This window comes from Sphingomonas sp. HT-1, assembly GCF_048568905.1.
Taxonomy (GTDB): Bacteria; Pseudomonadota; Alphaproteobacteria; order Sphingomonadales; family Sphingomonadaceae; genus Sphingomonas.
In genome coordinates this window covers 1,368,325-1,391,130 of the sequence record NZ_CP183770.1, presented here as the reverse complement: position 1 = coordinate 1,391,130, position 22,806 = coordinate 1,368,325, and the positions used below count along the sequence as shown (strand labels likewise).

Annotated in this window: 16 protein-coding genes; 13 read left to right on the top strand and 3 right to left on the bottom strand. The window is 67.5% G+C overall.

Annotation, left to right across the window (positions count from 1 at the left end; genetic code table 11):
- Positions 1-48 precede the first annotated feature (48 nt).
- The 4 genes from ACNFJ7_RS06475 to ACNFJ7_RS06460 are packed head-to-tail and all read left to right on the top strand — an operon-like array spanning position 49 to position 3,667.
- Entirely contained in the window at positions 49-492 is a 444-nt protein-coding gene (locus tag ACNFJ7_RS06475) for a GFA family protein (protein ID WP_019368115.1), read from the top strand.
- A complete protein-coding gene (locus tag ACNFJ7_RS06470) occupies positions 473-1,234 on the top strand; it encodes an alpha/beta fold hydrolase (RefSeq protein ID WP_019368116.1) in 762 nt (253 codons plus the stop codon). Before ACNFJ7_RS06475 ends, ACNFJ7_RS06470 begins: the two co-directional genes overlap by 20 nt.
- A 58-nt stretch (positions 1,235-1,292) precedes the next feature.
- On the top strand, positions 1,293-3,116 hold the full coding sequence (locus ACNFJ7_RS06465) for a M2 family metallopeptidase (RefSeq protein WP_019368117.1): 1,824 nt from the start codon (positions 1,293-1,295) through the stop codon (positions 3,114-3,116).
- Positions 3,116-3,667 carry an SIMPL domain-containing protein gene (locus tag ACNFJ7_RS06460; protein WP_019368118.1) on the top strand — a complete coding sequence of 184 codons (552 nt, stop codon included), beginning with the start codon at positions 3,116-3,118 and terminating at the stop codon, positions 3,665-3,667. The genes ACNFJ7_RS06465 and ACNFJ7_RS06460 overlap by 1 nt, the downstream gene beginning before the upstream one ends.
- Before the next feature lie 73 nt (positions 3,668-3,740).
- Here the strand turns inward: ACNFJ7_RS06460 and ACNFJ7_RS06455 are convergent, their stop codons facing one another.
- From ACNFJ7_RS06455 to ACNFJ7_RS06445, 3 genes are all read right to left on the bottom strand, one after another.
- A complete protein-coding gene (locus ACNFJ7_RS06455) occupies positions 3,741-3,884 on the bottom strand; it encodes a hypothetical protein (protein WP_019368119.1) in 144 nt (47 codons plus the stop codon).
- A 53-nt stretch (positions 3,885-3,937) separates the two neighbouring features.
- The gene (locus ACNFJ7_RS06450) at positions 3,938-5,374 is read right to left on the bottom strand and encodes an AMP nucleosidase (protein ID WP_019368120.1); all 1,437 of its coding nucleotides are present in this window, start codon (positions 5,372-5,374) and stop codon (positions 3,938-3,940) included.
- A 151-nt stretch (positions 5,375-5,525) separates the two neighbouring features.
- Complete coding sequence (locus ACNFJ7_RS06445; RefSeq protein WP_019368121.1) at positions 5,526-6,008, bottom strand: peroxiredoxin; 483 nt, start codon at positions 6,006-6,008, stop codon at positions 5,526-5,528.
- Positions 6,009-6,130: 122 nt separating this feature from the next.
- On the opposite strand from ACNFJ7_RS06445, the gene ACNFJ7_RS06440 reads away from it, so the two are divergent.
- The 9 genes from ACNFJ7_RS06440 (at position 6,131) to addA (ending at position 22,754) form a co-directional block, all read left to right on the top strand.
- Positions 6,131-6,691, top strand: a complete 561-nt coding sequence (locus ACNFJ7_RS06440) for a YqgE/AlgH family protein (RefSeq protein WP_026008877.1) — start codon at positions 6,131-6,133, stop codon at positions 6,689-6,691.
- A gap of 108 nt (positions 6,692-6,799) precedes the next feature.
- Complete coding sequence (ahcY, locus tag ACNFJ7_RS06435; protein WP_019368123.1) at positions 6,800-8,218, top strand: adenosylhomocysteinase; 1,419 nt, start codon at positions 6,800-6,802, stop codon at positions 8,216-8,218.
- 255 nt (positions 8,219-8,473) lie between these two features.
- Positions 8,474-11,503: a TonB-dependent receptor domain-containing protein gene (locus ACNFJ7_RS06430; RefSeq protein ID WP_026008878.1), complete on the top strand. Its 3,030-nt coding sequence runs from the start codon at positions 8,474-8,476 to the stop codon at positions 11,501-11,503.
- Positions 11,504-11,616: 113 nt separating this feature from the next.
- Positions 11,617-13,956, top strand: coding sequence for a PAS domain-containing sensor histidine kinase (locus ACNFJ7_RS06425; protein WP_019368125.1), 2,340 nt, complete (start codon positions 11,617-11,619; stop codon positions 13,954-13,956).
- Positions 13,953-14,414 (top strand): tRNA (adenosine(37)-N6)-threonylcarbamoyltransferase complex ATPase subunit type 1 TsaE, encoded by a 462-nt coding sequence (tsaE, locus tag ACNFJ7_RS06420; protein WP_019368126.1) that lies wholly within the window; start codon positions 13,953-13,955, stop codon positions 14,412-14,414. The genes ACNFJ7_RS06425 and tsaE overlap by 4 nt, the downstream gene beginning before the upstream one ends.
- Positions 14,411-15,385, top strand: a complete 975-nt coding sequence (locus tag ACNFJ7_RS06415) for an aminoglycoside phosphotransferase family protein (RefSeq protein WP_019368127.1) — start codon at positions 14,411-14,413, stop codon at positions 15,383-15,385. The genes tsaE and ACNFJ7_RS06415 overlap by 4 nt, the downstream gene beginning before the upstream one ends.
- The gene (locus ACNFJ7_RS06410; protein ID WP_019368128.1) at positions 15,382-16,143 is read left to right on the top strand and encodes a nucleotidyltransferase family protein; all 762 of its coding nucleotides are present in this window, start codon (positions 15,382-15,384) and stop codon (positions 16,141-16,143) included. The genes ACNFJ7_RS06415 and ACNFJ7_RS06410 overlap by 4 nt, the downstream gene beginning before the upstream one ends.
- 74 nt (positions 16,144-16,217) lie before the next feature.
- On the top strand, positions 16,218-19,157 hold the full coding sequence (gene addB, locus ACNFJ7_RS06405) for a double-strand break repair protein AddB (RefSeq protein WP_019368129.1): 2,940 nt from the start codon (positions 16,218-16,220) through the stop codon (positions 19,155-19,157).
- A gap of 192 nt (positions 19,158-19,349) precedes the next feature.
- Positions 19,350-22,754, top strand: coding sequence for a double-strand break repair helicase AddA (addA, locus tag ACNFJ7_RS06400; RefSeq protein WP_019368130.1), 3,405 nt, complete (start codon positions 19,350-19,352; stop codon positions 22,752-22,754).
- The last annotated feature ends 52 nt before the right edge of the window (positions 22,755-22,806 follow it).

Below are 22,806 nucleotides of genomic sequence, written 5' to 3'. Positions count from 1 at the left end.
CCAGGGGCGGCGTGCGTTGGGACGAGGATTTCGAGAGGAGGCGGAAGGATGCGCGAGGAAGTTGCCGGCGGATGCCAATGCGGACGGGTCCGCTATCGGGTGTGGATCGACGATGACGACGCCTATCTTTGCCATTGCCGCATGTGCCAGCGCGCAACCGGCGGCGTTTCGATCGCGTTCAAGGGCGTCGCCAAGGCCGATGTCACCTGGGAAAACGAGCCCGATCGCTATCGCTCGTCGCCGATCGCCGAGCGGGGCTTCTGCCGGACATGCGGGACGCCGCTGACTTTCGAATTCCTCGGCGGCGAGACTATGGACCTGACGATCGGCAGCTTCGACGCGCCGGGACGTTTCCAGCCGCGCCACAACTACGCGGTGGAGAGCATGCACGAACAGTGGCTCGACACGACCGCGCTGCCCCGATACCGCACCGAAGACAACCCGAACGTCGTCAAACGATGGATGGACAGCATTGGCCGATTACCCGACTGAAACGCACCGCTTCACCAGCTTCGACGGCGTCGAGCTCGCCTGGACCGAGATGGGGGAGGGGCGGCCGGTGGTGCTGATCCACGGCTATTTCTCCAATGCGGAGATCAACTGGATCAAATACGGCCACGCCGCCAAGCTCGCCGCGCGCGGCCGGCGCGTCATCATGCCGGACCTGCGCGCGCATGGCGCCAGCGCCAAGCCGCACGACCCCGCTGCCTATCCGCCCGACGTGCTGATGCGCGACGGCTTTGCGCTGATCGCGCATCTGGGCCTGACCGCCTATGATCTGGGCGGCTATTCGCTTGGCGCGCGCACGGTGGTGCGGATGCTGGCCAACGGCGCGACGCCAGACAAGGTGGCGCTTTCCGGCATGGGGCTGGACGGGCTGGTCGCCACCCGCGGGCGGGGAGCGTATTTCCACCGGGTGCTTACCAATCTGGGCAGCTTCACCCGCGGCAGTTCCGAATGGCTGACCGAGGCGTTCCTGAAGACCACCAAGGGCGATCCGGTGGCGCTGCTGCGCATCCTCGACACCTTTGTCGATACGCCGCGTGACGAGATCGCCGCGATCGCGCAGCCTACCGTGGTGATCGCGGGTGCCGAGGATTACGATAACGGTTCCGCGCAGGAAGTGGCGGAACTGTTGCTGTATGGCCACTTTGTTGAGATTCCGGGCAATCACATGAGCGCGGTCACCCGACCGGAGCTGGGCGACGCGCTGGTCGAGTTCCTCGCTGGTTGACGGGAGAGGGGAAGGCGCGGCAGGGTCGCGCCTTTCTTAGACCCGGGGACTTAGCACCATGATCCGTACCGGCCTTTCGCTTGCGGCGCTCGCCGTGATGCTCGCCGCGCCCGCCCAGTCGCAGACCAGCACGACGCCCGCCGCGCCGACCTCTGCCGATGCGGCCGCGTTCCTCGAGCGTGCGCAGCAGGAATATACCGCGTTCAATCTTACGGCCTCGCGCGTCGCCTGGATCAACGCCACCTACATCACCGACGACACCGACGCGCTCGCCGCGGATTACGGCGCCAGGGGCACCGAAATGGCGGTGCGCTTTGCGCTCGACGCAGCGCGGCTGCAGAAGGCGCAGGGGCTCTCGCCCGAGCAGCAGCGCCAGCTGACCATGCTCCGCGCCGCGCTGGTGCTGCCGGCGCCGACCACGCCGGGCGCCGCGCAAGCGCTGAGCGATCTCTCCACCAAGCTCGGTTCTTTCTATGCCAAGGGCAAGGGCACGCGTGGCGGCAAGCCGATCAACGGCAGCGACATCGAAGCCGCGATGGGCGACAGCCGCGATCCCAATGAGCTCAAGGAGATGTGGGTCAGCTGGCACGACAATGTCGGCGCGCCGATGCGCGGCGACTATGCCAAGCTGATCGGCATCGCGAACCAGGGCTCGAAGGAATTGGGCTTTGCCGACACCGGCGCGCTGTGGCGCTCGGGCTATGACATGCCGCCGGCCGAATTCGCCGCGATGACCGACAAGCTGTGGAACGAAGTGAAGCCACTCTATGTCGCGCTCCACACCTATGTCCGCCGCAAGCTCAACGAAAAGTACGGGGACGCGGTGCAGGCCAAGACCGGCCCGATCCGCGCCGATCTGCTCGGCAACATGTGGGCGCAGGAGTGGGGCAACATCTACGACGTGGTCGCGCCGAAGGGCGCCGGCGACCTCGGCTATGACGTGGGCGACCTGCTCAAGGCCAAGAATTACGACTGGAAGAAGATGGTCCAGACCGGCGAGGGCTTCTATTCCTCGCTCGGCTTCGCGGCGCTGCCGGGCACCTTCTGGGAGCGCTCGCTGTTCCTCAAGCCCGCCGATCGCGAAGTGCTGTGCCACGCCTCGGCCTGGGACATCGACGAGAAGGACGATATCCGCATCAAGATGTGCATCAAGGTGAATGCGGACGATTTCGTCACGATTCACCATGAGCTGGGCCACAATTACTATCAGCGCGCTTACCAGGCGCAGCCCGCGCTCTACCGCAACGGCGCCAATGACGGCTTCCATGAGGCGATCGGCGATTTCGTCGCGCTCTCGATCACGCCCGAATATCTGGTCCAGATCGGCCTGCTCGATCGCGCCCAGGTGCCGAGCGCCGACAAGGATATCGGTCTGCTGCTCCGCCAGGCGATGGACAAGGTGGCGTTTCTGCCGTTCGGCCTGCTGGTCGACAAGTATCGCTGGCAGGTGTTCGACGGCACCATCCCCGCCAACCAGTATGAGGCAGGCTGGAACAAACTGCGCCTCCAATATCAGGGCATCGTGCCGCCGGTGGCGCGCGACGAGAGCAAGTTCGACGCGGGCGCCAAATATCACGTGGCGGGCAGCGTGCCGTACACGCGCTACTTCCTGGCGCGGCTGCTCCAGTTCCAGTTCTACAAGGCGGCGTGCGACCAGTCGGGCTGGAAGGGCCCGCTGCATCGCTGCAGCTTCTACGGCAACAAGGAAGTGGGCGCGCGGCTGAACAAGATGCTCGAGATGGGCGCCTCCAAGCCCTGGCCGGATGCGCTGCAGACCTTCACCGGCAGCCGCGAGATCTCGGGCAAGGCGATGGTCGAGTATTTCGCGCCACTCAAGAAGTGGCTGGACGAACAGAACAAGGGCCAGCCGCAGGGATGGTGATGGCGTGGGACTTTCTTCTCCGGTTCGTGCACATGTGCAGCGAAGCGGAGGAGAAGTTCATGCCCACCAGGCGATTTCTACTGGCGTTGGCGCTCGTGTCGGCGGCACCGGCTTTCGCCCGTTCCGACAGCTCTGGCCGCGCGGCAGTTCCGGGAATTGCCGGTACTGCTGGCATCGATGTGAAGCTCGGCCGTGTAACCATGACACTGCGATATCTAGGGGAAGGCAAGACCGAGGCGGAAGCGAAGAAGGCGCTCGCAACCAAGCTGGAGAAGTTGCTGCAGGTACTGAAAGAAGAGGGCATTGATCCCGCGGCGATCAGAGATCTGACGCCCCAAGAATCCGAAAGCTTGTTCGCCAATGTCATCGAGACGATCGAGGCTGAAGATGTTGAAAGCAGTGCGGCCGAGGCAAGCGAGCCGAACTTTGTGTTTTCAAGCATCAAGAAGCTTAGTGTCGCGACCGTCGATCAGGCTAACGCGGTACAGGCGAAGCTAGCGGAGCTGGACGTGAAGACTGACGAGATCACTACCGAGCCGGATGCAGCGTAGACCGACACTTTTTGAAGGCGCTCCCAGCGTCGTCTCTCCTGGAGCCAATAGGATCCGCAGTCTCGCGTGCTGATTATAGCTCCGCGTCCTCATCCGGGATCATGTTCTCGTCGGCGATCTCGGCATTCCATTCGGCCGAGCTGTCGGTGCCGTCGGGCTGATGGGCATGGCCCTGCTCGCGGTCCGGTGCTTCGCGTGTGGGTTCGGGGTTGGGCATGACACTCTCCTGTCGCGAGAGAACGCACCGCCCAGCCCCGATATCCCAGCCGATCAGCGGAACGGCGGTTCGTTGAACGCCCGCAGCTTGCGGCTATGCAGCTTGGCGCCTTCGCGGCGCAGTTCCTCGCAGGCTTCGATTCCGATCTTCAGATGCTCGGCGATGGCGCGCTCGTAGAAGCGGTTCGCCTGGCCCGGCAGCTTGAGTTCGCCGTGCAGCGGCTTGTCCGACACGCAGAGCAGCGTGCCATAGGGCACGCGGAAGCGGTAGCCCTGGGCCGCGAGCGTCGCCGATTCCATGTCGACGCCCACCGCGCGGCTGAGCGAGAAGCGTAGCGCGGTGGTGGAATAGCGCAGTTCCCAGTTGCGATCGTCGGTGGTGACGATCGTGCCCGTGCGCAGCCGCTGCTTGAGTTCGTCTTCCGACTGGCCCGACACGGTCTCCGCCGCGCGGGCGAGCGCCTGCTGCACTTCGGCGATCGCGGGAATCGGGATTTCCGGCGGCAGCACATCGTCCATGATGTGATCGTCGCGCAGATAGGCGTGGGCGAGCACATAGTCGCCGATCCGCTGGCTGGGGCGCAGGCCGCCGCAATGGCCGATCATCAGCCACGCTTCGGGCCGGATCACGGCGAGGTGATCGGTGATCGTCTTCGCGTTGGACGGGCCGACGCCGATATTGACCAGCGTGATGCCGGTACGCCCCGGGGCCATCAGGTGATAGGCGGGCATCTGATGCCGCCGCCATGCGCCGTCGCTGACCAGCCGGTCGGCGTCCGCAGCATCCTCGATCACGATCCCGCCCGCGCCCGACACGCCGGTGAATCGGCTGTCCGGTCCCAGCTGCGCGCAGGCCCAGCGGACGAATTCGTCAACATAGCGGTGATAGTTGGTGAACAGAATGTACTGCTGGAAATGCTCGACCGGCGTGCCGGTATAGTGCTTCAGCCGGGCAAGCGAGAAGTCGGTGCGCAGCGCATCGAACAGCGCGAGCGGCCGCGTTTCGTCCTGGCTGATCCACAGGCCGTCAGCGATCTCGTCGCCGATGTGCGACAGCTCGGTCGCCGGAAAATGGCGGCCGAGCTCGGTTGCCGAGACGTCGTCCAGGCTCAGGATGGTGTTCGGATCGAGCACATAGGGAAAGGGGATTTCCTGGCGCCCGGTGACGGCGTGCACCTCGACGTCATAGTCCTCGATCAGGAAGGTAAGCTGTTCGGTGAGGTAATCGGCGAACATCGCCGGCCGGGTGACGGTGATGCGATAGTCGCCCGCCTCGACCAGACGGCCGAACGAGCGGCGCGGGATCGGCCGGTTCAGGCCACCGCGATAGGTGACGCGCAGCTCGGGATAGGCGAAGCTGCCGTCGGTCCGCGTCTCGGGATCCGGCGTGGTGCCATCGGTGATGTAGCGATTGAGCGCCTGCTGCAGCCGTTCGACCGAGGCGCGATAGAGCCGATCGAGGTCGGCGACGATATCGGAGGCTTGAGTCATCTTCCATCGCTAAGCGCGGAAGATGACTCTGGCAAGTCGGGGCGGGAAACGGCACGGGATTGGCGGCATTATCCTCCATCCGGCGTCACTTGCCACCCCGCCGTCACGGGGATGACGATGGAGGGGAAGCGGCGCCCTCGCTCGCCCGGGATCAGAGCTTGCTCAGCACATACTCCGCCGAGCTGACCTCGAACGCCCCCGGCGCCTCGACGAACAGCTGCTCGACGACACCGTCATTGACGATCATCGCGAAGCGCTGACCGCGCGTGCCGAGGCCGAAGGCCGAGCCGTCCATGGTGAGGTCTAGCGCCTTGGCAAAGGCGCCGTTGCCATCGGCGAGCATCGTCACCTTGTCGGCGACGCCGTTCGCCTCGCCCCACGCCTTCATCACGAAAAAGTCATTGACCGCGGTGCAGGCGATCTCGTCGACGCCCTTGGCCTTGATCTCGTCCGCCTTGTTCACGAATCCCGGCAGGTGCTTGGCCGAGCAGGTGGGCGTGAACGCACCGGGCACCGAGAACAGCGCGACCTTGCGGCCGGCGAAATAGGCAGGGGCTTCGACCTGGTCCGGCCCTTCGGCGGTGACCTTGACGAGCGTGGCGTTCGGAATGCGATCGCCGGTCTGAATCGTCATGCTGTTCTCTCCTTGCGCGAATCTCGCGGCCGGCACCGGATGTGCGGCCGCAGCCTCCTTCGCATGGCGCGAAACAAATTCAAGCTTGGCCCGTAGAACGGGCGAACACTATGTTGGGGATCATGGATTCGGCGCCTTCACTCACCGGGCAGTTCCTGCTCGCCATGCCTGGAATCGGCGATCCGCGCTTCGAACGCGCGGTGATCGCAATGTGCGCGCATGACGGCGAAGGGGCGTTGGGCATCGGCATCGGTGCGACGATTGAGGGGCTGAGCCTGCACGATTTGCTCGAGCAGTTCGAGATCGATCCGGGTGACGCGCCCGATGTGCCCGTGCATTTCGGCGGCCCGGTGGAGCCGCGGCGTGGCTTCGTGCTCCATTCGTCCGACTGGAGTGGTCAGGATACGATCGATGTAGCCGGGCGCTGGCAGCTTTCGGGCACGATCGACGTGTTGCGCGCGATCGCCGAGGGGCGGGGACCAAGCCGCTGGCTGGTCGCGCTCGGCTATGCCGGCTGGGGCGAAGGGCAGCTCGAAGCGGAACTCACCCGGCATGGCTGGTTCAACACGCCGGCTGACACGGCGCTGCTCTACGACACCGACGTGTACGAGCGCTGGGCAGAGGGTTTCGTCGGCGCGGGAATCGATCCGCGGCTGCTCACCGGAAGCTCGGGCACCGCCTGATCGGCATATAAAGATATCTTTATATTAACGTTGCGCGGCTATCCGGAAGCGAGTAGGGCGCACCCATGCGACCGGATGGATTCCCGGTGCGCCTAGACTTTGCTTGAAGTGGAGAAGCAGCCCGTGGCTACCAACGACTATGTCATCAAGGACATCGCGCTCGCCGATTTCGGTCGCGCCGAAATCAATATCGCCGAGACGGAGATGCCCGGCCTGATGGCGCTGCGTGAGGAATTCGGCGCTGCGCAGCCGCTGAAGGGCGCGCGCATCACCGGTTCGCTGCACATGACGATCCAGACCGCGGTGCTGATCGAGACGCTGACCGCGCTCGGCGCGCAGGTCCGCTGGGCGACCTGCAACATCTTCTCGACGCAGGACCACGCCGCCGCCGCCATCGCCGCCACCGGCGTGCCGGTGTTCGCGGTGAAGGGCGAGAGCCTGGCCGAATATTGGGACTATGTCGGCGACATCTTCAACTGGGGCGCCGATGGTGACGGCACCACCGCCAACATCATCCTCGACGATGGCGGCGACGCGACGATGTTCGCGCTGTGGGGCGCCAAGATCGAGGCCGGCGCGACGCTGCCCGAGCCGGAAAACGACGAGGAAGTCGAATTCCAGCGCGCGCTCAAGGCGTTCGTCGCCAAATATCCGGGCTATCTCACCAAGACCGTCCAGAACCTGAAGGGCGTTTCGGAAGAGACCACTACCGGCGTGCACCGCCTGTACGAGATCGCCAAGAAGGGCGAACTGCCGTTCCCGGCGATCAACGTCAACGACAGCGTCACCAAGTCGAAGTTCGACAACCTCTATGGCTGCAAGGAATCGCTGGTCGACGCGATCCGTCGCGCCACCGACGTGATGCTGGCCGGCAAGGTCGCGTGCGTCGCGGGCTTCGGCGATGTGGGCAAGGGCTCGGCCCAGTCGCTCCGCAACGGCGGCGCCCGCGTGATGGTCACCGAAATCGATCCGATCTGCGCGCTGCAGGCGGCGATGGAGGGCTTTGAAGTCGTGACGATGGAAGAGGCGGTGAAGCGCGCCGACATCTTCGTTACCGCGACCGGCAACGCCGACGTGATCACCGCCGATCACATGAAGGCGATGAAGCCGATGTCGATCGTCTGCAACATCGGCCACTTCGACAGCGAGATCCAGATCGCCGCGCTGTCGAACTACAAGTGGACCGAAGTGAAGCCGGGCACCGACCTGGTGGAATTCCCGGACGGCAAGCAGATCATCGTGCTCGCCAAGGGACGCCTGGTGAACCTGGGCTGCGCCACCGGCCACCCCAGCTTCGTGATGTCGGCCAGCTTCACCAACCAGACGCTGGCGCAGATCGAGCTGTGGACCCGCGGCGACCAGTACAAGAACGAAGTCTATGTGCTGCCGAAGCACCTGGACGAGAAGGTTGCGGCGCTGCACCTGGAGAAGCTGGGCGTGCAGCTGTCCAAGCTGAGCGAGAAGCAGGCTTCGTACATCGGCGTGCCGGTCGAAGGCCCGTTCAAGCCCGAGCATTATCGCTACTGATCGATCGCTTCACAGCGGCGCAGAGAGAAGGCCGTCCCGCCCGGGGCGGCCTTTTTCTTTGTATACGAACGAGATGACAGGTGTAGCGCAACTGCAACACTCGGTGAGAAACGGGTGCAGTGTGTCCACGCGCCACCAAAACCGCGGATCCGGTGCAACGCCGGAAACATGTTAGCAACGCCGGCAATAGTCCAGACGTGCCCATAGGGTGCAGCACGGCCAGACGAAATTTACCGTACACAAAGGGGTCTTCGTATGCGTTCCCACGCTCCTGGTCGTTTCCGCGCCTTGCGCTTCACCGCTTCCGCCGCCGTTCTGGCCTTCGCCTATGTTGCCGCGCCGGCGATGGCGCAGACGACCGACGCCCAGCCGGACAGCGCTGCCGCAGCGCAGGAGCCCAGCGAGATCGTTGTAACCGGTTCGCGCATCGCGCGCCCGGAGTTTGACACGGTCCAGCCTACCCAGGTGGTGGGCGCGGCGCAGATCGAATCGCGCGGCTACACCAATGTCGGCCAGGCGCTGCGCGAACTTCCGGCGTTCGGTCCGCCGGGCAACAGTTCGGTCGGCGCGCAGTCTTCGTTCGGCCCCTCGCAAACTTTCGTCGACTTTTTCGGTCTCGGCACCCAGCGCACGCTGGTACTGGTGAACGGTCGGCGCTTCGTTTCGTCCAACACCGCCAGCATCTTTGGTCCGGTCAATCCCGGCACGCAGGTCGATCTGAACAACATCCCGACGACGCTGGTGCAGCGCATCGAGACCGTCGCGGTGGGCGGCGCGCCGATCTATGGATCGGACGCCATCGCGGGTACCGTCAACGTGATCCTGAAGAAGGATTATGAGGGCCTCGAAATCGGCGGCCAGTATGGCATCTCCGCCCGCGGCGACGCGCCCGAGGCGCGGCTGAACGTCCTCGCCGGCAAGAATTTCGCCGAAGGCCGAGGCAACATCGTGCTGTCCGGCGAATATAACCACACCAATGGCCTTGTCGCGAGCGACCGCGAGATCACGGCACGCGGCAACTTCTTCGGAACGCCGCCGGCGTCGGCGAATTCGCAGTTCGCGCGCGTGCTTTATCCGCAGCAGCGCTATTCCGCGTTCACCATCGGTGGCGTGCCCTTCTCCGACGACGATTTTTCGGTGCAGCGCGCCGGCATCCGGAATGCGGCGGGCCAGTATCTCCAGTTCGGTCAGAATGGTACGCTGGTGCCGCTCGACCTGGGCAACGCGCTGCGCCAGGGCTATATCAGCAGCGGCGGCAACGGTTTCGACCTGCCCGCGCAGAGCAACCTGCTGACCAGCTCGGAGCGCTATATCGCCTCCGCGCAGCTCAACTATGCGTTCAGCGACAGCATCCGCTTCTTCGGCGAGGGCTGGTACACGCACACCAAGGGCGTGAATCTGATCGACCAGCCGAACTACAATACCGGTCTGTTCGACGCCGCCGGCACCCCCGACGGCAACCTGATCATCTCGCTGGACAACCCGTATCTGAACGCGGCCGATCGTGCGACGATCGCCGCAAACCTGCCGGCCGGCCAGAACGAATTCTATGTCGGCCGCGCGCTGAGCGATCTCACCACCGGGCGGGCGGAGGCTCGCATCGAGACCTACCGCTTCGTCGGTGGCCTTGCGGGCGACCTGGGCTTCGGCTCGCGTACGTTCAACTGGGAAGCATCGGTCAACTATGGCCGGTCGCAGACCCGCGGCCGCAATTTCGAGCTGGACAACCAGAACTTCGCCAACGCGCTCGACGCGGTGCGCGATGCGAGCGGCAACATCACCTGCCGGCCGGGCGTGGTGAACTCCACCGCAGACACGATCAGCAAGACCTGCGCGCCGCTCAACGTGCTCGGCATCGGCCAAGCCAGCCAGGCAGCACGCGACTATATCTTCGCGATCGCCCGCCCGGTTTCGACCAACAAACAGCTGGTGTTCAACGCCAACATCACCGGCGCCGTGGCCACCCTGTTCGGCAATGACGTGAGCATTTCGGCCGGTTACGAGCATCGCCGGGAAAAGACGGCCTTCGATCCCGGCAGCTTCTATTACGGCCAGGACAATGGCGACGGCACGCGCACGCAATATGGCCGGAGCATCCCGATCGATCCGGTCAGCGGCCGCTTCCACACCAATGAAGGCTTTGGCGAGCTCGTCATTCCGTTCGTCACGTCCCGGAACGGCATCGGCTGGCTGAACACCGTCGAGTTCGACGGTGCCGCCCGCTATGTCGACAACTCGCTGTCGGGCGGCGACTGGGCGTGGACGGCCGGCGGCCGGCTCGGCTTCATCCCGGACTTCACCTTCCGCGGCAACTATACCCGTTCGATCCGTTCGCCCGCGATCACCGAGGCGTTCAACCCGACGTCGCGCGCGTTCGACAGCGGGCGCGATCCATGCGACCTCAACAACTACACCAGCGGCCCGAACCCGGCCGTGCGGGAGGCGAATTGCCGCGCAGCAGGCATCAACCCGACCACCTTTGTCTCCAACTACAGCAACTTCACCGTGCCGGTTACCATTTCGGGCAATCCGGGCCTGCGCAACGAAGTCGCGAACAGCTGGACCGTGGGTGCGATCGTGCAGCCGCGCTTCGCCAAGAGCCTGACGATCGCGGTCGACTGGATCGACATCAAGCTGCGGAACGCGATCGTTTCGCTCGGCGGCGACGATATCCTGAACGCCTGCTATGATTCGTCGAGCTATCCGAACAGCTTCTGCGGCCTCGTCACGCGGGACGCCGGCGGGCAGATCACCGCGATCGAGGAAGGCTATTACAACGCCTCTGCCTATGAGACTGCTGGTCTGACGGTAACCGCTGCCTATCGCCTGCCGCTGTCGCGGATCGGCGTTTCCAGCAGCGGCGTCGCCGGCCTGTCGGTGAATTACTTCTATCGTGACAAGCTGGAACAGCGCGTCGGTCTTGGCGACGTCAACGGACTGGCGGGCGAGATCGGCTATCCGCGCCATTCGGGCACGGCGAACCTGACGTACGAGAGCGACCGGTTCAACGCGCTGGTGCAGGCCCAGTATACCGGCAAGGGCGCGTACGACGTCGACGAGGCGCCGAATGCCCGCAACATCATGGGTGTCGGCGACTGGTGGATGATCAATGCGACGCTGGGCGTCCGCGTGAACCAGCAGTTCGGACTGAAGCTGATCGTCGACAATGTGTTCGACGTGCAGCCGCCCTATCCGGCGCCTGCCGGCAGCGCGACCGCGACGACCAGCTACTTCTCCGGCATTCTGGGCCGCTATGCCCGGATCGCGGCGAACGTTCGGTTCTGAGCGTCGTTCTTCCTCCTATCCTGCAAGGGGGCCCGGCATTGCTGTCGGGCCCCTTTTCGTTCGCCCCTTGGTTCGCCTAAAGAAAGGCGGATGGCTATCGTGCGCGACCCCCGGTGATCGTCCTTTCGCAGAACAGCGCCACCGTCGTGGGGGCGGTGCTGGCGTTGGTGCTGATCGTGGCGCTTTGGGCGCTGTATGCCGGGCTCGCGGCGCGCGCGGCGGCACGGGCCGTATATGAGCAGAACCGGCGGTTGCTGCGGTTCGCCCGCACCTCGCCGGCGGCGCCGATGGTGGTGCGGGCGGATGGGCGCATCGATTTCACCTCGCGACTGAGCGGCTGGCTGGGACTGGAAACCGCGCCGGATTCGCTGGCTCAGCTTTCTCAGGGCGATGCGGGGCTCGCGCCGGAGGACGCGACCGCGCTGGCCGAACATGTCGAGGCCGCCCAGCGTGCCGGCCAGCCGTTTCGCATCTGGCTCCCCGTGCGCGGATCGGAACGGACGCTGCTGGTGCTCGGCGAGCGCGCATCCGAGGAAGTGGAACCGGCCGGCAGCGTGCAGCTGTGGTTCGTCGACGCCACCGACAGCCAGGCCGAGGTCGCCCGCCTGGAACGCGAGGCGGATCGGCTGCGCGCGGCGTTCGACGCGCTGACCGCGCTGATCGAAGCGGCGCCGATGCCGATGTGGTATCGCGGGCCCGATCTTCGGCTGCTGATGGTCAATTCGGCCTATGTGCAGGCAGTGGAGGGGCGCGATGCCGAGGATGTCGTGTCGCGCGGGGTGGAACTGGTGGATGGTGCCGGCCTGGGTGGTCCGCTGGCCAACGCTGCCATCGCCCGCGATTCGCAGCAGCCGCAGACGGCGGCGATGCCGGCGACCATCGGCGGCGCGCGGCGCATGCTGCGGCTGCACGACGTGCCGCTGCCGACCGGCGGGATCGCCGGCTTCGCCGTGGACATCGAGGATCTGGAGCGCGCCCGCGGTGGGCTGAAGCGCTTCGCCGAGGCGCAGCGGGCGATGCTCGACCGGATGTCCGCCGGGGTGGCCCAGTTCGGATCGGACCGCAGCCTGGTCTTCTGCAACCAGCCTTTCCGGCGCATGTTCGCGATGAAGAACGAATGGTTGGCCGATCGGCCCGAATTCGATCGCGTGCTGGAACGGATGCGCGAGGCGCGCAAACTGCCCGACGTGCGGGATTTCCCCGCCTGGAAGAACGAGCGGCGCGAATGGTTCACCACGCCCGAGGCGGTGGAGGAAAGCTGGAGCGTGGGTACCACCCATCTGCGCGTGGTGGCCCAGCCGCTGCCGGAGGGCGGGCTGCTGCTGCTGTTCGAGGACCAGACCCAGCAGCTGGAGCTGCAGCGTGAGCATGGCGAGATGCAGCAGGTGCGCGCCGCGACGCTGGACAGCCTGGCCGAGGCCGTGGCGGTGTTCGGCAAGGGGCGGCTGCAACTGTGGAACCGCAAGTTCCGGCAGATCTGGAATTTCGAGGAAGGCTTCCTCGACGGGCATCCGCAGATTGCGACGCTGGTGAAGGTGGCGGGCACGAAGCTGTCCAACCCGGCACGCGGCGATATCCTGGGCGATCTGATCCGGCTTGCCGCCAAGGACCGGCAGCAGCGCGGATCGAACATCACCTTCGCCAATGGCCGTCATTACGATATCGCCGCGGTGCCGCTGCCCGACGGCAATGCGATGGTGACGATGCTCGACACCACCGATCGCCAGCGGGTGGAGCGCGCGCTGCGCGATCGCAACGAAGCGCTGGAGGCGGCGGACCGTGTGCGCACCGCCTTCGTGGCCAATATGAGCTATGAGCTGCGCACCCCGCTCACGTCGATCAAGGGCTTTGCGGAGATGCTGCACGGGGGCTTTGCCGGGAAGCTGACCGCCGGGGGGCAGGAATATGTGGAAGCGATCCTGATGTCGGTCGATCGGCTGGGCGGGCTGATCGACGACGTGCTGGACCTGACCCAGAATGAGGGCCAGCCGATCGAGCGCGAGATCGTCGACATCGAACTGGCGGCAAGCAGCGCCGCGGAGGGGATCGCCCCGCTCGCCAAGGTGAAGGGGATCGAGCTGGTGGTGGAGGATGCCGGCAGCTGCGGCATCGTCCACGGCGATGCGCGGCGCATTCGCCAGACGGTGGAGCATCTGCTGCGCCATGCCGTGGCCGGGGCGGGCGAGAATGGCCGGGTGCTGCTGCACCTGGACGGCAACCAGCGGGTCGCGCGGATCATCGTGAGCGACGATGGGCCAGGCATGGCGCCCGAAGTGGTGGCGCGCGCATTCGACCGGTTCGCGCAGGTGGGATCGGCGCGGGGCGACGACCGCGCGCTGGGGCTGGGCCTGCCGCTCGCCAAGCAGTTCGTCGAGGCGCATGGCGGCCGCATCGAACTGCTCTCCGAGCCGGGGCAGGGCACGCTGGTGACCGTGGAGTTGCCGCGCGGATGAGCGGCGAGGACACCATCCTGCTCGCGTCGTTGGACGAAGCGCTGGCGCTGGGCGCAGCGCTGGCGGCGCGTGTCGGCCCGGGCGATGTCGTGGCGCTTTCCGGTCCCCTGGGCGCCGGCAAGACGAGCATCGCCCGCGGGCTGCTCGCCGCACTGGGGCTGGAGGGCGAAGCGCCGTCGCCCAGCTTTGCGATCGTGCAGCCCTATGACCCGCCCGAAGTGCGGATGCCGGTGCTGCATGTCGACCTGTACCGCATCGAATACCCCGACGAGGCCGAGGAACTCGGCCTGGAGGATGCGCGGAGCGATTCGCTGCTGCTCGTCGAATGGCCCGAACGGCTGGGGGAGGCGGCGTGGCACGACGCGCTGTGGCTTACCCTGTCCGTGGCGCCGGACGGCGTCCGCGCCTTGACAGCGCGCGTGCCGGCGGCATGGAAGGGTCGATGGCCCCTGACATGAATCCGCCGATCGCGGCGCCCGCGTTCCTTACCGCCGCCGGATGGGACGGGGCGGAGATCCTGCCGCTTGCCGGCGATGCGTCGTTCCGCCGCTATTTCCGCGTGATCGACCATGATCGCAGCGCGATCCTGATGGACGCCCCCCCCCCGCACGAGGATCCGCGGCCGTTCATCGCGGTGGCGCGGTGGCTGGGCGCGCACGGCTTCGCTGCGCCGGCGATCCTGCACGAGGATCTCGGCCAGGGCCTGGTGCTGCTGCAGGATTTCGGAGACTCGCGCCTGCGCGAGACCGTGGATGCCGCGCCGGAGAGCGAGCTACGCCTGTACGGCGCGGCCGTCGATCTGCTGGTGCGGCTGCACGGTGAAGGGCCCGGCGTCGAGCGCCCCTATAGCCTCGCCGAATATCAGCGCGAGGCCGGGCTGTTCGTCGAATGGTATTGCCCGGCGGTGGGGCTGGAGGTCGACGTGCCCGGCTATCGCGACGCCTGGGATCGCGCGCTGGCGCCGGTGCTCGATGGTCATCGCCCCGTCACGGTGCTGCGCGATTACCATGCCGAGAACCTGATGTTGATCGAAGGCGGCGAGAGCTTGGGACTGCTGGACTTCCAGGATGCGCTTGCGGGCCATCCTGCCTACGACCTGGTGTCGCTGCTACAGGATGCGCGGCGCGACGTGGCGCCGGCGCTGGAGGCGGCGATGCTCGATCGCTATCGGCGGATCACCGGCGCGGGCGACGCGTTCGACACCGCCTATCACGTCCTGGGCGCGCAGCGGAACGCGAAGATTGTCGGCATCTTCACGCGCCTGTGGAAGCGTGACGGCAAGCCGCGCTATCCGGCGCTGTGCCCGCGCGTCTGGACTTATCTGGAGCGCGATCTCGCGCACCCGGCGCTGCAGCCGGTGGCGGACTGGTTCGCGGCGAACGTCCCGGCCGAAAAGCGCGGCGATCCGATGGTGGTGGCCGGCGCATGACCACCGCGGCCACCTATTCGCTGCGTCCGCAGCCGGCCGCCGCCGTGCCGAAGACGGCGATGGTGATGGCCGCGGGCCTGGGCAAGCGGATGCGCCCGCTCACCGTCACGCGGCCCAAGCCGCTGATCGACGTCGCCGGCAAGCCGCTGATCGACCATGTGTTCGATCGCCTGCGCAGCGCAGGCGTGGAACGCGCGGTGGTGAACGTGCACTATCTGGCCGATCAGCTGGAGGCGCATCTGCGCGCGCGGGTGACGGGGATGGAGCTGCTGATTTCCGACGAGCGGCGGCAGCTGATGGAGACCGGCGGCGGGTTGGTGCAGGCGCGTGCGATGCTGGGCGACGCGCCGTTCCTGTGCGTCAACAGCGACAATCTATGGATCGACGGCCCGAGCGACGCGATTCGCCTGCTCGCCGCGCAGTGGGACGACGCAGGGATGGACGCGCTGTTGCTGCTGGTGCCGCTGGCGCGGGCGACCTGCCATCGCGGGCAAGGCGATTTCCGCCTCGACGCGTTCGGGCGGATTACCGAGCGGCGCAAGCCGGGCCGGCTCGCGCCCTTTGTCTTCACCGGCGTGCAAATCCTCTCGCCCCGGCTGATCCGCGACTGGCCGGAAGGGCCGTTTTCCACCAACCTGTTCTGGAACCGCGCGCTCGCGGCCGGGCGGCTGTGGGGCGCGGTGCATCAGGGGCTCTGGTTCGATGTCGGCTCTCCCGGCGCGATCCGCGCGACGGAGATGGCGCTGGCCGAACTGTGAGCGTCGCTCGTCGCTTGCGCGCGGGGGCGAAGGACCGCTAGGGTTCGCGCTCCGTTCCCATTTTGCCGAGCCGGATGCCGCACCGCCTGCACCTCTACACGATCCCGCCGCATCGCGCCTTTGCCGATGCGCTGGCGATCGGCCTGATCCGCCGCTTCGGCGCGGACCCGTTGCGGCTGGCGCGCGGCGTGGTGCTGCTGCCTAACAATCGCGCCAAGCGGGCGATGCAGGACGCGTTCGTGCGCGAAAGCGGCGGCGGGCTGCTGCTGCCCCGCCTGGTGGCCATCGGCGATCCGGAACTGGACGAGGCGGTGTTCGAAGGGGTGGAGGATGCCGACCCGGTGCCGCCCGCCGTCGACGCGCTGCAGCGAAGGATGATCCTGGCCCGGTTGATCCAGGGGCAGGACGCCCGGCTCGACGCAGCTGAGGCGGTGCGGCTGGCGGGCGACCTTGCGACTACGCTGGACCAGTTGCTGGTGGAGGAAGTGGCCCCGCACCGGCTGCGCGAACTCGATCTGGGCCCTGAGCTTTCGGCGCATTGGGAGCGCTCGTTGGCGCTGTTCGAGATCGTGCTGTCGCGCTGGCCCGAGGAATTGGCACGGCTTGGCCGCGTCGATCTGGCCGAACGGCGCCGGCAGCTGCTGGATAGGGTACGCCGGCGCTGGATGGCGACGCCGCCGCTCGGTTTCGTCTGCGCCGCGGGCATCACCACCAGCGCGCCGGCGATCGCGCGGCTGCTGCGGGTGGTTGCTGAACTGCCGGGCGGCATGGTCGTACTGCCCGGGCTGGCGACCACGATGGCCGATGCCGAATGGATGTCGCTGGGGCCGCACGCGCCCGATCCCGTCACCGGTCGGCGAAAGCGCAGCCTGGAAACGCATCCGCAGTTCCACCTCAAGCTGTTGCTCGATCGCATGGGCGTGCACCGCGACGAATTCGACCCTTGGCGGGTCGCCAGCGATCTCGACGCACCGCCGGCGCGCAGCAAGGCGATTGCCTCTGCCATGCAGCCGCCCGAGCTGACGCATCATTGGAGCGCGCTTCCGGCCGGCGAGCGGCGCATGGACGGCGTGCGCGTGCTGGAACTGGCGACGCCTGCGGAGGAGGCGCAGGCGATCGCGCTGGCGCTGCGCGAGGCGCTCGAGACGCCGGCACGGACCGCCGCGCTGGTGACGCCTGATCGCGCGCTCGCCCGCCGCGTGGCCGCGCACTGCGCGCGCTGGGGCATCCATGTCGACGATTCGGCGGGCCAGCCGCTGTCGCTTACTCCGCCGGGCACCTTGCTGCTCGCGCTGGCCGATGCGGCGGCGCAGGCCTTCGCCCCGATGCCGCTGCTGACGCTGCTGAAGCATCCGCTGGTCCGGCCCGACGATCGCGCCGCGTGGCTGGACGGCGCGCGCGCGCTCGATCGGGCTCTGCGGGGGCCGCGGCCGGCGCCTGGGCTGGCGGGAGTCGCCGGGCAGCTGGCCGAGCAGGATGGCCGTGAAGGTGCGATCCGCGCGCTGGCGGCGGCCTGGTGGGCGCAGGCCGCGTCCCTGCTGGCGCCGCTGGAAACGGTGTTCGCGGGCGGCGCGCAACCGCTGCCCCGGCTGGTGGCGATGCTGCGCGAGACGGCGCAGGCACTGGGCGGCGATATGCTTTGGAGCCGCGAGGATGGCCGCGCCGCCGCCGCCCTGCTCGACGATCTGGAGCGCGAGGCGGCGCATGGCCCTGCGCTGGCCGATCCGCAAAGCCTTGCGCCACTGCTGCGCACGCTGATGGACGAAGTGGCGGTGCGGCCGCCCCAGGGCGGGCATCCGCGTCTGGCGATCCTTGGGCTGATCGAGGCGCGGCTGCACAGCGCCGACCTGATGATTCTGAGCGGGCTGAACGAAGGCGTTTGGCCGGGCCTGCCGGCGCCAGATCCATGGCTGGCGCCGCGCATCCGGGCCGAACTGGGGCTCCCCGGGCTGGAGCGGCGGATCGGCGTGTCGGCGCATGATCTGGCGATCGGGCTGGGCGCGCGGCAGGTGCTGCTCACCCGCGCCCGACGCGATGCGAGCGCGCCGACGATCGCTTCGCGCTTCTGGCTGCGGCTGGAGGCGCTGTCGGGCGGCATGGAGCGCGCGCACGATCTGGCGGCGTGGGTGGCGGCGATCGACGCGCCTGGCGCCCACCAGCCGGCTGCCCGACCGGAACCGGCGCCACCCGCAGCGGCGCGGCCCAAGGCGATTTCCGTGACCGAGGTCGATCGCCTGAAGGCGGATCCTTATGCCTTCTATGCGCGGCGCATGCTGCGGCTGATGCCGCTGGACCCGGTGGATGCCGATCCCAGCGCAGCGTGGCGCGGCACGGCGGTGCACGACGTGCTGCAGAAATGGTTCGAGGAGGATGATTGCCATCCCGAGCGGCTGCGCGCGCGGGCCGAGGCGATGCTGGCGGACAGCCGAACCCACCCGCTGATCCGGGCGCTGTGGCAACCCCGGCTGATCGAGGCGATCGACTGGATTGCGGGCCAGCTTGCCGAAAACGCCGCGAAGAAGCGGCAGGTACTGGCGGTGGAGCAGGATGGCGCGATCGAGGTCGCGGGCGTGACGTTGCGCGGCAAGTTCGATCGGGTGGACCGGCTGAGCGACGGCAGCCTGGCCATCGTCGATTACAAGACGGGCCAGCCGCCGAGCACGCGCGCGGTGAAGGCCGGGTTCAGCCTGCAGCTGGGCTTGCTGGGCCTGATCGCCGAACGGGGTGGGTTCAAGGGCATCGCGGGCGAGGCGCGGTGCTTCGAATATTGGTCGCTTGCCCGCAACCCGCGCAGCGGCGGCTTTGGGTATGTCGATTCGCCGGTGGATCCGAAGAAGCGCGATCCGATTGCGGTGGAGGACTTCGTCACCATTGCCGCGCGAGAGTTCGGCGAGGCTGCGGGCGAATGGCTGACCGGCGATCGGCCGTTCACCGCGAAGCTGGTGCCCGAATATGCCCCCTATGCCGAATATGACCAGCTGATGCGCAGAGACGAGTGGTATGGCCGGGAGTAAGCGGCCTTGTTCATTCCTCCTCGCAGCGGGCAGCGGGACCGCGTGGCACCGCCGCGTGGTGAAGGGGCCGTGCTGCCGGCTGCGGGGCGGGCTGGGTTTCAGGAACCACCGCTGCGTGCGCGGCCGCCCCTCCGCCATGTGCTGCGCAAATGGTCCTTCTTTCCATGCCGGGAAGCAACCGGGGATGCGCAGATGAGCCGCAGTCCTGCCAAGCTCCATCCGCTGAAGGGCAATCAGAAGCGCGCCAGCGATCCGCGGCGGCACGTCTGGCTGTCTGCCTCTGCCGGCACCGGCAAGACGCAGGTGCTCGCCGCGCGGGTGTGGCGGCTGTTGCTGGCCGGCACCGATCCTTCGGCGATCCTGTGCCTCACCTTCACCAAGGCCGGCGCGGCCGAGATGTCCGAACGGATCACCGGGCGGCTGGCTCATTGGGTGCGGGCGAGCGATGCCGAGTTGGTCGCCGATCTGGAGGCACTGGGCGAGAGCATCACGCCGGAGGGGCGTGCGCGCGCCCGCACGCTGTTCGCCAAGGTGCTGGATGCGCCGGGCGGCGGCATCCGCATCCAGACGATCCACAGCTTCTGCCAGTCGTTGCTTTCCGCCTTCCCGTTGGAAGCCGGCCTAGTGCCAGGTTTCCGGCCGCTGGAGGCGCGCGAGGAAGCGGTGCTGGCGCGCGAGACGCTGGCGGAGATGCTGGTCGAGGCCCGGCGCGAGGGCCGCGAAGGTGTGATCGACGCGATCGGCGCGCTCAGTCTGCGGCTGGGCGAAGGCGGGGCCGAGGGGTTCCTGCAGGAATGCGCGCGCGCCGGCGAGGCGCTGGAGGCGCTGCCCAGCGGCATCCTGCCATGGCTGCGCCGCGCGTTCGATCTACCCGAAGGCGATGTTCGAGAATGGATCGCAACTAGCTGCTGCGATAGTGAATTTGATTTGCGAACGCTACGCAATATCGCATCTAGCAATGCTCAGTGGGGCACGGCGCGCGGGCTCGAACGCGCTGATATCGTCGCGGCCTGGCTGGGGCGGGAGCCGGCCGAGCGCGCGGCGACATTGGACCAGTTGCACCTTGTCTGGGCCACTGCCAAGGGCGAGCCGCGCAGCTTCGCCAAGGGGCAGGCGCCGCAGGATCCGGATTATGCGGAGGCAGCGATGCGGCTGCACGGGCGCTGCTCCGAACTGCTCGTGATGGCGGTGCGCGCGGGCTATGTCGACCTGTTGGCGCGCGGGTTGGAGGCGGGGCGGGAATATGCCCGCGCCTATGCGGCGGCAAAGCGGCGGTTGGGCGCCGTGGATTTCGACGATCTGATCGGGCGGACGATCGCGCTGCTGCGCCAGCCGGGAATGGGCGAATGGGTGCGCTATAAACTCGACCAGACCACCGAGCATGTGCTGATCGACGAGGCGCAGGATACCAATCCGCGCCAATGGGCGATCGTTTCCGCCGTAGCCGACGAATTCTTCGCGGGCGAGGGAGCGCGCGGCGATCTGGTCCGCACGCTGTTCACGGTTGGCGATTACAAGCAGGCGATCTTCGGTTTCCAGGGGACCGATCCGATCTTCTTCCAGGCGGCGTTCGAGCGGTTCAAGCGGCTGGCCCAGGTCCACAGCGATTATGAGGTGGAGGCGCGGGAACTGGAGGCGCTGTCGTTGACCCATAGCTTCCGGTCGACCCGGCCGGTGCTCGAATTCGTCGATGCGGCGATCGCGGCGTTGCCGGTGCCAGGCATGGGGGAACTGAGCGATGTCGAGCCGCACGCCAGCGAGGTGCCCGGACCCGGCACCGTGATCTTGTGGCCGCCGGTGATCGAGGGCGGCGGCGAGGCGGACGAAGAGGAATGGATCGGCGATGCCACGCGTGCGCTGGCCGCCCGCATCGCACGCGCGATCAAGGGTTGGATCGGTACGCTGCCGCTGGAGAGCAAGGGGAGGATGCTGGCCCCCGGCGACGTAATGGTGCTGGTAAAGCGGCGCGGCGAGCTGGCGTCGTTGATCGTTGCGCGGCTCTATGCCGAAGGCGTGCCGGTGGCGGGCGTCGACCGGCTGCGGCTGAACGCGCCGCTGGCGGTGCAGGATCTGCTGGCCGCGATCCGTTTCGCGCTGCAGCCGGAGGATGATTTGTCGCTGGCGGCGCTGCTGGTCTCGCCGCTCATCGGCTGGAGCCAGGACGAACTGATGGCGGCGGCGGTGCGCGACCGCGGCGGGCTGTGGCGGCACCTGCGCGAAACGCAGCCGGCGGAGCGGCTGGCGCCGCTGTACGAGCTGTTGCGGCGGGCGGATATCGCCACGCCGTATCGTTTCCTGGAGGAGATCGTGTCCGGGCCGATGCAGGGTCGGCGCAAGCTGCTCCTGCGGCTGGGCGAGGAGGCGCGCGATCCGATCGAGGAACTGCTCAACGCCGCGCTGACGTTCGAAACGCGGGCGACGCCGTCGCTGCAGCGCTTTCTCGACTGGTTCGATCGCGGCGACGTGGAGATCGTGCGCGATGCGGCGCAGCCTCAGCCTGCCGTGCGGGTCATGACGGCGCATGGATCGAAGGGGCTGCAGGCGCCGCTGGTGATCCTGGCCGATGCGACCGTGGATCCGACGCGAAGCCCGCGCAGCTTCCTGAAATGGGCGCCGGAAGGCGTGGATGCGGCGTTTCCGATCTTTCGGCCGCGCAGCGCCGAACGCGACGGCCTGCTCGCCGAGGCGCTCGACAAGACCGACGCGCGCGAGCTGCAGGAACATTGGCGGCTGTTCTACGTCGCCGCGACGCGGGCGGAGGAGCAGCTGGTGATCGCCGGTGCACTGGGGCCGCAGGCCAAGGGCGAGCCGCCCAAGGCGAGCTGGTATGCCGCCAGCGCGTCCGCGTTCGATGCGCTGGGCGTCGCGGTGGACGCGGACGGGGTACGGACATTTCGTGGCGTGGTGCCGCAGGCGCCGGTGCGGACGGCTTCGGTGGCCGCACGGGTCGAGGCGGCACCCGCGCCGGCGCTTCCGGCCTGGCTGCACGCGCCGGCGCCCCAGGAATCGCGCCCGCCGCGCCCGCTGGCGCCGTCGTCGCTGGGCGATGACCAGGTTGCCGATCCCCCACCGGGGCCGGCGCTCCGGGCCGCCGCCGAGCGCGGCCGGCTGCTCCACGCGCTGTTCGAGCGGCTGCCCGGCGTGGCGCCGGAAGCGCGGCGGCAGGCTGCCGATCGCTGGCTGGCCGGCGCGGGCGGGCTGGCGGATCCCGACGAAAGAGGCGCGCTGATCGATGCCGCGCTGGCGGTCACCGAAGATCCGCGCTTTGCCGAACTGTTCGGGCCGGAGGCACTGGGAGAGGCGCCGATCGCGGCGGTGGTGGCGGACGGCGTGGTCGTATCCGGCACGGTCGACCGCTTGGTGGTGCTGCCGGATCGGGTGCGCGTGGTCGACTTCAAGACCGGGCGCCGGGCGCCGGCAAGCCTGGAGGCGATTCCGCCCTATCATCTCCGGCAGATGGCCGCCTATGTCGCGGCGCTGCGGGTGATCTTCCCCGGGCGCACCGTGGAGGCGGCGCTGCTCTATTCGGCCGGCCCGCTGCTCTATGCATTGCCCGACGCCCTTCTCTCCGCGCACAAGCCCGGCTACGCGGGGTAGGAGCAAAGCTTGCGGCCAAGCGCTTGAGCAGACGCCCCGGCATCCATAGATT

What these genes read in the sequence shown, in the direction of transcription:
- ACNFJ7_RS06475 (WP_019368115.1), top strand. Translation starts at nt 49, where the DNA reads ATGCGCGAGGAAGTTGCCGGCGGATGCCAATGCGGACGGGTCCGCTAT.
- ACNFJ7_RS06465 (WP_019368117.1), top strand. Translation starts at nt 1,293, where the DNA reads ATGATCCGTACCGGCCTTTCGCTTGCGGCGCTCGCCGTGATGCTCGCC.
- ACNFJ7_RS06460 (WP_019368118.1), top strand. Translation starts at nt 3,116, where the DNA reads ATGGCGTGGGACTTTCTTCTCCGGTTCGTGCACATGTGCAGCGAAGCG.
- ACNFJ7_RS06455 (WP_019368119.1), bottom strand. Translation starts at nt 3,884, where the DNA reads ATGCCCAACCCCGAACCCACACGCGAAGCACCGGACCGCGAGCAGGGC.
- ACNFJ7_RS06450 (WP_019368120.1), bottom strand. Translation starts at nt 5,374, where the DNA reads ATGACTCAAGCCTCCGATATCGTCGCCGACCTCGATCGGCTCTATCGC.
- ACNFJ7_RS06445 (WP_019368121.1), bottom strand. Translation starts at nt 6,008, where the DNA reads ATGACGATTCAGACCGGCGATCGCATTCCGAACGCCACGCTCGTCAAG.
- ACNFJ7_RS06440 (WP_026008877.1), top strand. Translation starts at nt 6,131, where the DNA reads ATGGATTCGGCGCCTTCACTCACCGGGCAGTTCCTGCTCGCCATGCCT.
- ACNFJ7_RS06430 (WP_026008878.1), top strand. Translation starts at nt 8,474, where the DNA reads ATGCGTTCCCACGCTCCTGGTCGTTTCCGCGCCTTGCGCTTCACCGCT.
- tsaE (WP_019368126.1), top strand. Translation starts at nt 13,953, where the DNA reads ATGAGCGGCGAGGACACCATCCTGCTCGCGTCGTTGGACGAAGCGCTG.
- ACNFJ7_RS06415 (WP_019368127.1), top strand. Translation starts at nt 14,411, where the DNA reads ATGAATCCGCCGATCGCGGCGCCCGCGTTCCTTACCGCCGCCGGATGG.
- ACNFJ7_RS06410 (WP_019368128.1), top strand. Translation starts at nt 15,382, where the DNA reads ATGACCACCGCGGCCACCTATTCGCTGCGTCCGCAGCCGGCCGCCGCC.
- addB (WP_019368129.1), top strand. Translation starts at nt 16,218, where the DNA reads ATGCCGCACCGCCTGCACCTCTACACGATCCCGCCGCATCGCGCCTTT.
- addA (WP_019368130.1), top strand. Translation starts at nt 19,350, where the DNA reads ATGAGCCGCAGTCCTGCCAAGCTCCATCCGCTGAAGGGCAATCAGAAG.